This is a genomic window from Pontibacter ruber (assembly GCF_023630205.1).
Lineage (GTDB): Bacteria > Bacteroidota > Bacteroidia > Cytophagales > Hymenobacteraceae > Pontibacter > Pontibacter ruber.
Genome location: NZ_JALPRR010000004.1, coordinates 241,992 through 253,724 on the forward strand (window position 1 = coordinate 241,992; position 11,733 = coordinate 253,724).

At 48.5% G+C, this 11,733-nt stretch carries 9 protein-coding genes; 6 read left to right on the forward strand and 3 right to left on the reverse strand.

Going from position 1 to position 11,733, the window contains the following annotated elements; genetic code table 11:
• Positions 1–63 precede the first annotated feature (63 nt).
• The 3 genes from MJ611_RS17600 to MJ611_RS17610 all read right to left on the reverse strand — a co-directional run bounded on the left by MJ611_RS17600 (position 64) and on the right by MJ611_RS17610 (position 3,650).
• Complete coding sequence (locus tag MJ611_RS17600; RefSeq protein ID WP_250431754.1) at positions 64–915, reverse strand: CvfB family protein; 852 nt, start codon at positions 913–915, stop codon at positions 64–66.
• A 161-nt stretch (positions 916–1,076) separates the two neighbouring features.
• Positions 1,077–1,700 (reverse strand): Dps family protein, encoded by a 624-nt coding sequence (locus MJ611_RS17605; protein ID WP_250431756.1) that lies wholly within the window; start codon positions 1,698–1,700, stop codon positions 1,077–1,079.
• A gap of 63 nt (positions 1,701–1,763) precedes the next feature.
• Positions 1,764–3,650, reverse strand: coding sequence for a BamA/TamA family outer membrane protein (locus tag MJ611_RS17610; RefSeq protein WP_250431758.1), 1,887 nt, complete (start codon positions 3,648–3,650; stop codon positions 1,764–1,766).
• Between the two features lie 263 nt (positions 3,651–3,913).
• Between MJ611_RS17610 and MJ611_RS17615 the strand changes: the two genes are divergently transcribed.
• The 6 genes from MJ611_RS17615 (at position 3,914) to MJ611_RS17640 (ending at position 11,692) form a co-directional block, all read left to right on the forward strand.
• Positions 3,914–5,179 carry a putative DNA modification/repair radical SAM protein gene (locus MJ611_RS17615; protein WP_250431759.1) on the forward strand — a complete coding sequence of 422 codons (1,266 nt, stop codon included), beginning with the start codon at positions 3,914–3,916 and terminating at the stop codon, positions 5,177–5,179.
• 111 nt (positions 5,180–5,290) lie between these two features.
• On the forward strand, positions 5,291–5,434 hold the full coding sequence (locus MJ611_RS17620; RefSeq protein ID WP_250431760.1) for a hypothetical protein: 144 nt from the start codon (positions 5,291–5,293) through the stop codon (positions 5,432–5,434).
• Between the two features lie 14 nt (positions 5,435–5,448).
• Positions 5,449–6,234, forward strand: coding sequence for a TIGR03915 family putative DNA repair protein (locus tag MJ611_RS17625; RefSeq protein ID WP_250431761.1), 786 nt, complete (start codon positions 5,449–5,451; stop codon positions 6,232–6,234).
• 272 nt (positions 6,235–6,506) lie between these two features.
• Positions 6,507–6,818 (forward strand): hypothetical protein, encoded by a 312-nt coding sequence (locus MJ611_RS17630; RefSeq protein WP_250431762.1) that lies wholly within the window; start codon positions 6,507–6,509, stop codon positions 6,816–6,818.
• A 709-nt stretch (positions 6,819–7,527) separates the two neighbouring features.
• Positions 7,528–9,567: a DUF3857 domain-containing protein gene (locus MJ611_RS17635; RefSeq protein WP_250431763.1), complete on the forward strand. Its 2,040-nt coding sequence runs from the start codon at positions 7,528–7,530 to the stop codon at positions 9,565–9,567.
• A gap of 169 nt (positions 9,568–9,736) precedes the next feature.
• Positions 9,737–11,692: a DUF3857 domain-containing protein gene (locus MJ611_RS17640; protein WP_250431764.1), complete on the forward strand. Its 1,956-nt coding sequence runs from the start codon at positions 9,737–9,739 to the stop codon at positions 11,690–11,692.
• Positions 11,693–11,733: the final 41 nt, after the last annotated feature.

The following is an 11,733-nucleotide window of genomic DNA, read 5'->3' on the forward strand; positions in this document are numbered from 1 at the left end:
GTAAAAGTGTTTCGTTAGGTTATCAGGTGTAAAGTATGATCAAAGGAAGTATAGCTTAACTGGCTATACTTCGTCTTCCGGTGTGTTGAGCAGAATATGATCTTCTGCGATCTGGATCTTGCCGGCCTTGTACAGGGTACCGATCGCACGCTTGAAGTTCTTTTTGCTCATGCCCATTACGCGGTAGATCTCGTCAGGGCTGCTGCTGTCGGAAAGGGGCAGGTAACCTTTTGCCTGCTCAAGCACGCGTAGTACTTTGTCGGCCGCTTCGCCCATTTCATTCACGCCGCCTCCGGACCGGTGCAGGGTTACGTCTATTTTGTTGTCCGGCCTGATCATTTTGATAAATCCTTTCAACTTATCGCCGAGGCGTACTTCCCGGAACACCTCGTTCTTGTAGAGGATGCCCATGTAACGGTTGTCGATGATGACCTTGATGCCAATCTCGGTAAAGCCGGCTACCATCAAATCTACTTCCTGGCCTTCGGTCAGTTCGATGTTTTCGTTGTGCAGGTACTTGCCCAACTTAGACGTCGCGACAATGCGGTCGGTGGTTTCGTCGAGGTAGATGTAAACGCAGTAGATATGGCCGGGGCGCATTTTGTCTTTCTGGTTGTGCAGCGGCACAAACAGGTCCTTTTCCAGCCCCCAATCCAGGAAGGCACCAAACGGGGCGCTGTCTGTGCAGGTGAGGCATGCAAATTCCCGTACCGTTGCATAAGGCTTAAGGTTGGTGGCAATTACGCGGTCTTCGGAATCGCGGTACACGAACACGCGTACAAAATCACCTACGCGGGCACCTTCGGGTACATACTTTGCCGGCAGCAGAATGTCGCCGTCTTCAGAGGTAAGGTATACGCCAAAATCTACTTCCCGCGCTATTTCCAGTTCGTTGTAATTGCCAAGATCTACCATGCTGTTCTTTCTGATTATGCTGCTTTACAAATCTATGAAAATAAAAGCCGAAGTGCAGAACAAACTACGCTAATCTGTATTTTAGGATAGTTTCTTACAACAAACAAAAGGCAGACCCGCTTGGGTCTGCCTTCTATTATTAAAGTATAGTATAACGACTCCTACTTCTTCGCTTTAGCCTTCGGCTTGCTGGCTGCCTTAGCTTTAGACTGGCCATTCGAAGCTGCATCTTCTGATTCCATGATGTCGTCCGGCGTGGCGATCAGGCCGATCGAAAGACCGTCTTCTCCCAGGAAGTGTTCGATGTGGTGGCAACGGTCTTCGGTCTTGATCAGGATGCCTTCCAGCAAAGCTTTGGTGGCAAAATCTTCGTGCTGGAACGCCAGCTTGATCGACTTGCGCAATTCCACGGCTATCGTTTTTTCATCTTCCTGATCTTTTTGCAGCATCTCCCGGATACGGAATACACCTTCTTCTTCGTGCTCGATGTACGACAACTGCAACTGTTTGGCCGGGTGGCAGGTAGGGCAGTAACCCATCACGGTCAGGCGCTCGGCAATGGCATCGTACTGTTCGTGTACCTGGGTGTAGTGCTCTTCAAAGAACAGGTGCAGGTCGCGGAACTGCGGGCCTTCCACCATCCAGTGGTGCTTGTGGTACTGGTTGAACAGCACGATAAAAGACGACAGGTGGCGGTCCAGTTCGCGGGCCATTGTAGTTGCTGTATCTTTAGACAAACCGACCGGGTTGCCTTCATATTCTGATTTTTCTCTTAGCTTTTCCATAGTATATGTTTGGGTGAAACCAGTACACTATAACTGATAACTACAGAAAAGGATACAGGAAATTTAGCGGAACTCGGCTACGCCCGGGCGTGTGAAGCGGAAGTCGGGGAAGTCGTAGTAAGGCCTGGAAGATTCGTAGAACCTGAAGTCGTTGATATTACCATTGGCCGGTACTTTAGGGTAGTAGCTAAATAAAATCTGTATCGTGCTGAAGTATAAATATTCATTACGGAAGCGGAAGCCGATGCCATAAGCCCGGAAAGGCGTTTCTTTGAAAGGAGAGCTCTGGTTGCCGGTTGAAAGCCAGGCCACATCAGCAAACAGTACGGTAGCCAGTCGGAAACCTAATAGCGAGAGCGGCGTGTAGAGGTTTGCTTCGTAGTTGAAAACTATGCGCCGGGTGCCCCGTGCAAAGTCGGATCGAAAGCCGCGCAGACCCAGTTCGTTGTTGATCGAGAGGAGCTCTTCCGGGTTACGGTTGATGCCGAAAGTGCCGCGCCCCTGCAGGAAGTGGCGCAGCTTCCAGTTGCCGCGCTCAAATAACTTGCTAAAGTATAACGACTCCACCGTAAGCACGCCCTGCTCCCAGACATCGTCGCGGAGGAAGGAGCCATAGGCCACCCGGTTGTAGAGGTAACCAAAGGTGGGCGTATGCCGGGCAAACGAAACCTCGCCCCCGATATACTTCCTGTCAACAACATCACCTTTCTCGTAGCCTCCTGTAAAAGATACAAAAGTACCTGCAGGCACGTCCTCGGTACGTCCGAAACCAAAGAGGTAGCGGTCTTTGTAGTAGCGGCGCACACTATAGCCTACACTTCCCAGCATCAGCAGGTTGTTCTGAAAGTTATCGGTAGGCGTAACGGTGTAGTCGGTATTGATAAAACGAAGGCCAAGTATTACGCGGCCTCTGGGTTCGTAGCCCAGGTTATAGCTTTTGAATTTTAAGGAGCGCCCCAGCCAGGCATCCTGGCGGGTGTAGCGCAGGTTGCCATAGGTTAGAACGGTATCGTTTGGCTGGTTAGGCAACAGGATGCGCTCCTGTATCTGGCTCAAGCCTGCAGCCCCGGCATACTTGGTGTTGGTGGCGAAGAAATCTCGCTGCAGGTAAAAGCTCTTCTCTTTGTAAAAATTCTGATCAAAGTAATTAGCCCGGGCAGAGATATAGGAGTTGCTGATATTCTCGATGGCATAGTAGCCATAGGTTTCCCAGGAACGGGGACGGTTGAGGCCAAAGCGGTAGCTGCCCCGCACCTGGTGGCCTAATCCGCCAAAATTCAATTCTCCTAACGAGATGCGGCCGGAGCCGGACGAGGGAGTATAAGAGCCGGAGCCTCCAAGGCTGAAGACGTCTTTGGTAAGAATGAATATATCCACGCTGTCTTCGGTGGTGGTGCGCTCGTCCACAAAGATGCGGGCATCCAATATATAACTGGTTTGGCGCAGCAAACGCTCCGATTCTACCAGGGCCAGCGGCTCCAGCGGCCTGTTTGTCCGGAAGAGCAGCTTGTTCCGGATCACGCTGCGTTTGGTTTTAGCATGCAAGGTGTTGCCAGCTCGCTCCAGAAAAGTGCGGGGCACCCGGGAGGTATCGTTGATGGAGTATCCGAAGGCATCAAGCGTCCGAATCTCGATACTACGCACTATTTTATAGTTGTGCCGCTCGTATTCACGCTGGATCAGTTCGGCATCGAGTCCCTTCACTTCCTCATCCACACGATCAAACACCACCACCGATTTTACCACCTTCCCTAAAATGGTTTTGCGCTCCGACAGCTGGCGCAGGCTTTTCAGTACCCGCTCATTAAAGTCCAGGGTGGTGTCGATGGGAGCTACTACTTTAGTCGTATCCTGCTTGGGTATTTCCTGTGCATGGCAAACACCAGCCAGCAGCATGCTGAACAGCAAGATCAGCAGGAGGCGGTAGTACGTGGCGTGCAGGGAAAACATGTCTGTTCGTCGGTAATAAGGGAGGCAGCAGTATGAACTTATAAATATAACGGTTTAAGGACTCAGATGTAACACGGGCCTGTTACAAAAACCAACCAAAGGCTGCAGGAGCCCTTACGGCATGTTTGTTGAGAAGTTTTTGCTAATTATGTTAGTATGTGATGAGTTGTTGATAACGTTGTGTAAAAGTTTTGCTAAAAATACTGGCTTTATTATGTTGCAGTGAGTAATTTTAAATCGCAAATCAATCTTGGAAGTAAGTAATGGACAGCAGAATAACGGAAAAACTAAGCATATTAGCAGATGCTGCAAAGTATGATGTATCCTGCTCTTCCAGTGGAGGCAAACGGAAGAACGAGAACAAGGGGTTAGGAAATGCCGAAGGAATGGGGATTTGCCACAGCTATACCGAAGACGGGCGATGCGTATCCCTGCTCAAGATATTGCTTACCAATTTCTGTATTTACGATTGCGCTTATTGTGTTACCCGCAAAAGTAACGACATCAAGCGCACTGCCTTTACGGTGCAGGAAGTAGTGGATCTGACGATTAATTTTTACCGCCGCAATTACATCGAAGGTTTGTTTCTGAGCTCGGGCATTTTCAAGAACTCCGACTATACCATGGAGCGCCTGGTGCGGATCGCAAAGAAGCTGCGCCAGGAACATAAGTTTAACGGGTACATCCACCTGAAAACCATACCCGGTGCCAGTGAGGAGCTTATACAGGAAGCCGGCCTGTATGCCGATCGACTGAGTGTGAACATTGAGCTGCCATCGGAGCAGAGCCTGCAGCAACTGGCCCCGGAAAAGAACTATACCGAGATCCTGCAGCCAATGGGCGCCATTAGCAATCAGCTTATACTTGCCAAAGAGGAGCAGAAGCTGTTTAAATCGGCTCCTGCGTTTGCACCGGCCGGACAAAGTACGCAGCTGATCGTGGGAGCATCTGCCGAAAAAGATTACCAGATTCTGCAGCTTTCGAACCAGCTCTACAAAGGCTACAGCCTGAAGCGCGTGTACTACTCCGGCTACGTACCAGTGAGTGCTGACAACAGGCTGCCGATTATAACAGAGCCGCCCATTATCCGGGAAAACCGCATTTACCAGGCCGACTGGCTGATGCGCTTCTATGGTTTTAAGTATAACGAGATAGCAGACGAGCAGCATCCGGACCTGGACCTGGAGATTGACCCGAAACTTTCGTGGGCGCTGCGCAACAGGCACTTTTTCCCGGTAGAGATCAATACAGCCGATTATGAAATGATCCTGCGGGTGCCGGGCATTGGGGTAAAGTCAGCGAAGAAAATCGTGTCGGCAAGAAAGTTTGCACCGCTCCAGTTCGACCATTTGCGCCAGATGGGCGTGGTGCTGAAACGGGCAAAGTATTTTATCACGTGCCAGACCAAAAGCCTGCAGCGGCAGGACTATGATTCTGAGTTGCTGCGCCGCAAAATTCTCTTCGGGGAAGGCTCGGTTCGGAGTGCACTGCTGACGCAGCAGTTAGACCTGTTCCGGCAGGCAGGTTAAAGTATAGCCAAAGTATAGTTTAGTGTTTTTGTCATGGCCACGGCTAAGAAAGAAATATCCAGAACAAGAAAAGATAACAGCGATAACCCAACCCAACCAGTAAGTAAAAAGATGAGAAAGAACACAAAAGTTGCCCGCGTTTCCTGCTACTGCAAGCTCAACATGCTGGTGCCGCACCTGCAGAACCTTTCTTCCAGAATGCAGCCGGAGCACAAGCACGAGAAGGCAAGAACCGGCTTCAGCGCCAAATCTTAACACAGGGCAACGGCATGTACCTGTATACGTACGACGGGTCTTTTGAGGGACTGCTGACAGTCGTGTTCGAAGCGTTTGAGCGCAAAGCCTGGCCCACTGCCATAGAGCAGGAGCACCAGGCACAGCCCCTGCTGATCGGCGAAACGATTGCCGTAACAACAGATGAGCAGAAGGCCGGCAGGGTATGGCGGGGCTTGCAACAGCGACTTTCGGAAGAGGCTACACAATCTTTGTTTCATACTTACCTGTGGGAACACACTGGGTTTGAAATGCTCTTTTTTGAGTACGTGCGCCTGGTGTTTGTAAGTGCAGGTAATGTAGAAGGCAACTATACAGCCAGTTGTGTATTGCAGGTGCAGCAGATCAGCAAGCAGGTGCATCGCGAAAAGCACAGGATGGAAGCCTTTGTTCGCTTCCAGAAAACAGCAGACGGGTTGTTTTATGCCACCGTGTCGCCGGATTTCAACGTGCTGCCGCTTATTATCCGTCACTTCGAAAAACGCTACGCCGACCAGCGCTGGGCCATCTACGACACAAAACGCCACTACGGCGCTTTGTATGACCTGAATGCTACTTCGTTGGTTAGCCTGGAAGCCAGTGCTCTTCCTCCTAAGCAACAGGGTATACTTGCACCGGATACGTTGGACGAAGAAGAAAAACGCTATCAGCAGCTTTGGCAGGTATACTTTGATCACGTAAATATTCCGGAGCGTAAGAACCCGAAACTGCACCTGCGTCACATCCCAAAACGTTACTGGAAATACCTTTCCGAGAAGCAACCACGCTTTCTTTCGAATTAAAAGACTCAAAAATTTAAGAAATTAATAGCCTCATTCTCAATGGTAACATAGCCTGAAGTGCTTCAGGTTTGCTCCAAATTTGCACCTGCAGATAACCAGTAACAGAATGTATACGTATACTACGATATATATTTTTTAATTTAAAAGTGCAGCAGGCGCTGCTAATGCTGTTATAAAAGCAGGCTACTTGCTGCAGCAAACATGCAAATCGTACTATGAACAGTCGAGTCCGAAAAAAACTTATTCAAGTCGCTCGGGGAAGAGCGCACCTGATGACCCTCCAAAATCTTATAGTTGAAGCCGAACTGGGATTGAACCTGGATAATGCCTACGAAAAGACAAGGCTCAATGATGTGATCAACGAAATTTCAGAAGAAGAGCATGCTGCCGGAAGACCCTTATTGAGTGCTCTGGTACGCGTAAAAGGCATAAAGAACCAGGGCGATAGCTTTTTCAGACTATGCGAACGCCTCGGTTACGGCGAATGGAAAAACCTGAAAAGAGACCCGGAATTCCTGGAAAGACAGCGCGAAGCCTGCCGCGAATTCTGGCAAGAAGATAATAATTTTTCATCCTACCTGTAAACAACGGACGGAGAGGCGGCTTACCTGCACTCCCTGAGCCTGCTTCTCCGTCATCACTTTGTCTGCTCGCAGCCTGTGTCAAAAGTGCATACTTATAACTCTAAGAATGGTTGAGAGCAGTCCTTGTTTCAGGCTATCTCGGCTAGGCCATCTCATTCAAAGAATATTTCCCTGCAAAAAGTGTTGTAGCTTCCTCCCGCCTGTAACTGCTTCTTATTCTTAGTATGTATTCTACATCAGCCTCCTTGTCCGCAGCAGGCATTTTATTTTTAACCACTGCATCCTTTCGTTTTTCCTTTACTCAGGCTTTCTAATGATCTCCCTGCTACAACAGAGATAAGAATACTTGTGCTATCCGGATACAGCTGCAATTCAGAATATCATAACACCGGAAGTAGGTAGTTTAAACTCTGAGACACACCTGTAGGAAAATTGCATAAAATCCGAGCGCTTTCACAGCTATGCTTCAGAAGGAGTAAACTCATAATTTGTGCTTAAACGAGAAAATAGCAGCATCTGCCAGCAATGTAAGTAAAAATTTTAGCAAAAAAATTAAGCCAATTTCTAATCTGCTATTGCTTATATAGTTATATACTGTTTAATTTATATTCCTGTTCGGGTCTTTTCTGCATCAATCTCATTTGTGTCGATTTTTCATCAGGCAGGCACTTAAGTCGCTTCCATTTTATACTATACTAATTTTTAGCCTATGAGATTGCGAACTTCTACTCAATTTCTTCTAATTTTATTCTTCTTTTGCTGTAGTGCCGGTCTTGCCTCTGCCCAGAATCTTCCTGCCAAGTTTGGTAAGGTGGAGGAGTCGGAACTGACCATGCATGCCTACGATAAAGATACCAGCGCTGCCGCTGTTGTGCTGTCTGATTACGGCTACTCCTATTTTACCTACCATGATGGATTTAAAGTAAATTTCGAGCGCCATACCCGCATCAAGATCCTGAAAAAGTCCGGTTATGACTGGGCAAACGTTACGATCCCATTTTACCAGAAAAACGGAGACAAAGAGCGCATCAGCAACATCAAGGGCTTTACCTACAACCTGGAAGGCGGTAAAATGGTAAAGCATAAACTCGAAAGCAGCAGCCAGCACGACGAACAGCGCTCGGAAAACTGGTACTCAAAAAAGTTTACCATGCCCAACGTAAAGGAGGGGTCGGTGATAGAGTACTCTTATACTATATCATCAGACTTTTTATACAACCTGCGGGAGTGGGAATTCCAGACAACTATACCGGTGGTTTGGAGCGAGTATAAAGCCTACATACCAGAATACTTTGAATATAAGCAGCAACAGCAGGGGTACCTTCCTTTCGATGTAGCTACAGTAGAGAAAGGGAAAGAGCGGTATCTGGTAACATGGTCGTCAGAAATAACGCCTGGTATAAACGGAGGCCGCACTTCCGGTGGATCAAGTCAGATTGAAGCAAACAGCGAAACATTCCGCTGGGTTGTTAAGGAGGCGCCAGCCCTTCGCCCGGAAGTATACATCACGACCCTGAGCGATTACCAGTCAAAAATCGAGTTTGAGTTGCAGCGGGTGCGCTACCCAAATAAGCTGCCGCAGGTAATGACAGGTAACTGGGACGACATCAACAGAGACCTGTTGCAGGCGGAGCGTTTTGGTGCACAGCTAAACCGAAAGGGTTTCTTTAAGAATGAAGTAGCGGCAATAAAAGCCAAGCATACCAGTCCCGAGCAACAAATGGCGGCTCTGCACGAGCTGGTGAAAAACACGGTAAAATGGAATGGGAAGTATGACATTTACACCAACGGTTCACTGTCCAAAGCATTTGAATCGCGCACCGGCAGTGCTGCCGAGGTCAACCTGCTGCTAACCTCTATGCTGCAGGAGGCAGGTTTAACGGCTGCGCCGGTGCTGGTAAGTACCCGCGAGCATGGCCGCCCGCCGTTGTGGTCGCCTATGCTGCAGAAGTTCAACTATGTGCTGGCCCATGTTACCGTAGGTGATAAGGAGTACCTGCTGGATGCCACCGATCCGCTGCTGCCGGCTGGTATGTTGCCGGTACGCTGCCTGAACGGGCAAGGCCGCCTGATTGCAAAGGAAAACCACCGTTGGGTAGATCTGAAGCCAAGTGCCATGTATACAAAGCTGTTTAGCGGCGAGCTGAACATCAATGAAAAAGGGGAAATGACCGGCAGAGCCTTTGAGTCCAATGGAGGTTATATTGGCCTGCAGCTGCGCAATGCAATTAAGGAAGACGGCTTGCAAAAGTATGCCGAAAAGATCAGCAAAGAGATCGGTAACCTGAAGTATACCAAGCCGGAATTTGTTAATGTGGACAACCTGGCAAAACCGGTCGATATCAAGTATACCCTTACCTCCGATGGCAACGGGCAGGCAAATGATGTTATCTATCTGAACCCGATGATGGGACAGGGAAAGAAAGAGAACCCTTTTAAACTCGAGAAGCGTGCTTACCCGGTAGATCTGGGAGCACCGATCGATGAGACCTTTGTCTGCCGCCTTACCATACCTGCCGGCTACGAGATGGAAGAAGCGCCTAAGAGTGCTATCATTGCTTTGCCGGATAACGGCGGTCGTTTTACCTATATGGTCGAAAAGGAAGGCAATACCATCCAGATTATGAGCAAGGTAAATGTTTCAAAGCCGGTTTTCTACGCTCCCGAGTACGAGAGCCTGAAAGAGTTTTACAACCAGATTGTGGCAAAACATGCCGAACAGATCGTGTTAAAGAAGGTAGCCAACTAAGGTGTTGCCCAATAATTTCCTTTAGATTTTACTAGCAGCAAGTAGCCGGACCGAAGCCCGGTTACTTGCTGCTTTAAATGCCTGGAATTTTATACCGCACGGCCGCCTACGCCAGGGCTGTGCTCCAGTTAAATCATCTTTTATACTTTAATATGTTAAAGCCTTCTCTATGAAAGCTAATTTTTACTTTTCTATTTTAGCCACCCTCCTCATCACGGCCTGGTATAGCCAACCTGCTGCCGGGCAATCCATACCTGTTAAATTTGGTAAGGTAGAGGAGTCGGAGCTGGCAATGCGCACGTACGAAAAAGATACCAGCGCTGCCGCTGTTGTTCTGCTCGATTTCGGGTATTCCCAATTTATATTCGGGCATGAAGTAAAGTTGGAAACCCTGCGCCGGACGCGTATCAAAATTTTAAAGAAGTCTGGCTACGACTGGGCGAATGTGGTCATTCCGTTTTACAACAACACAACTGAAAAAGAGAGAGTCAGTGGGATAAAGGGCTATACTTACAACCTGGTAGATGGTAAAATAATCAAAGACAAACTGGAGCCTGCAGCTGTGTTTGAAGAAAGGCAGACAGAGCAAAAGTCTGTGAAGAAGTTTACCCTGCCAAATGTAAAGGAAGGCTCTGTTATCGAGTTTGAGTACACGGTAAGCTCGGACTTTATTTATACTCTGCGCGATTGGGAGTTTCAGACAACCATACCAACGGTGTGGAGCGAGTTCCGGGCAAAAATACCGCAGTACTTCGACTACAAGTTCCTGCAGCATGGTTACCACCCGCTACACACACCTCAGGACAAGTACGACCCTACCTTATCCGGCTATCGCTGGATCATGAAAGATCTCCCGGCTCTGCGCGAGGAAAAGTACATCACTACCCTAACAGACTATCAGTCCAGGCTTGAGTTTGAGCTCGAAAACCTGCATGTACCGGGAGAGACTTCCAAAAAAATGACAGGTGAGTGGGATGACGTGATCTATGATTTGCTGCAATCAGAGCGATTTGGTAGCCAGCTTAACCGCAAAGGTTTCTTTAAGAATGAGGTTGCTGCAATCGTAGCGCAGCATAAAGCACCCGAACAGCAGATGCAAACCATATACGATCTGGTTAAAAAGAGCATGAAGTGGAACGGGAAGTATGGCATTTATACCACAGGTTCTTTAAGAAAGGCATTTGAGAACCGAACAGGTAATGTAGCGGAGGTAAACCTGCTGCTAACGGCCATGTTGCAGGAGGCTGGGCTGGATGCAGCACCTGTGCTCGTAAGTACCCGCGACTATGGCAAAGTTTTCAAAGGAACGCCGCTGCTGAGCAAGTTCAACTACATCATTGCATACCTCAAAATCGGTAATAAAGAGTACCTGCTGGATGCCACCGATCCGCTTTTGCCAGCCGGCATGCTGCCGGTTCGTAGTCTGAATGGCGAAGGCCGCGTGGTAAAGCAGAAAGATGATCGTTGGGTGGCCCTGAAGCCGGAAGGAACGTACCTGAAATTCTATAACGGAGACGTAACTATAAACGCGCAGGGCGAGATCAAAGGGAAAGCTACCGAATCAAGGAGTGGCTACAGTGCCCTTTTGATGCGCAAAACCATTCAGGAGGAAGGCGAGGATAAGTATACGGAACAAATGAACCGTGAGAACGGAGATTTCAAGATCAGCAAGCCTGCTATCGTTAACCTGCATGACCCTACCAAAAAACTGGACCTGAGCTACGAATTAACGGCCAATGGAAACGGACAGGCCAACAGTATCATCTACCTTAATCCCATGATGGGACAGGGTGAAAAAGAAAATCCATTCAAGTTAAACGAGCGCGCTTACCCGGTTGATTTTGCCGTGCCGATCGATGAAACCTACATCTGTCGTTTTACCATACCTGCCGATTACGAACTGGAAGAGTCGCCGAAGAGTACGCGGATTGCACTCCCTAACAACGGAGGTACTTTTACCTACATGGTAGAAAAACAAGGCAATACCATCCAGGTGCTTAGCAAGATCATCATTGCAAAACCAATCTACTACGCTCAGGAATACCCGCATCTGAAAGAGTTTTACGCGCAGGTAGTGGCCAAGCATGCCGAGCAATTGGTTCTTAAGAAAAAGCAGGCAAATTAACACTGAAGTGGTAGCCAACATCACCCAAGCTTATACTTTAA

What these genes read in the sequence shown, in the direction of transcription:
- MJ611_RS17600 (WP_250431754.1), bottom strand. Translation starts at nt 915, where the DNA reads ATGGTAGATCTTGGCAATTACAACGAACTGGAAATAGCGCGGGAAGTA.
- MJ611_RS17605 (WP_250431756.1), bottom strand. Translation starts at nt 1,700, where the DNA reads ATGGAAAAGCTAAGAGAAAAATCAGAATATGAAGGCAACCCGGTCGGT.
- MJ611_RS17610 (WP_250431758.1), bottom strand. Translation starts at nt 3,650, where the DNA reads ATGTTTTCCCTGCACGCCACGTACTACCGCCTCCTGCTGATCTTGCTG.
- MJ611_RS17615 (WP_250431759.1), top strand. Translation starts at nt 3,914, where the DNA reads ATGGACAGCAGAATAACGGAAAAACTAAGCATATTAGCAGATGCTGCA.
- MJ611_RS17620 (WP_250431760.1), top strand. Translation starts at nt 5,291, where the DNA reads ATGAGAAAGAACACAAAAGTTGCCCGCGTTTCCTGCTACTGCAAGCTC.
- MJ611_RS17625 (WP_250431761.1), top strand. Translation starts at nt 5,449, where the DNA reads ATGTACCTGTATACGTACGACGGGTCTTTTGAGGGACTGCTGACAGTC.
- MJ611_RS17630 (WP_250431762.1), top strand. Translation starts at nt 6,507, where the DNA reads ATGACCCTCCAAAATCTTATAGTTGAAGCCGAACTGGGATTGAACCTG.
- MJ611_RS17635 (WP_250431763.1), top strand. Translation starts at nt 7,528, where the DNA reads ATGAGATTGCGAACTTCTACTCAATTTCTTCTAATTTTATTCTTCTTT.
- MJ611_RS17640 (WP_250431764.1), top strand. Translation starts at nt 9,737, where the DNA reads ATGAAAGCTAATTTTTACTTTTCTATTTTAGCCACCCTCCTCATCACG.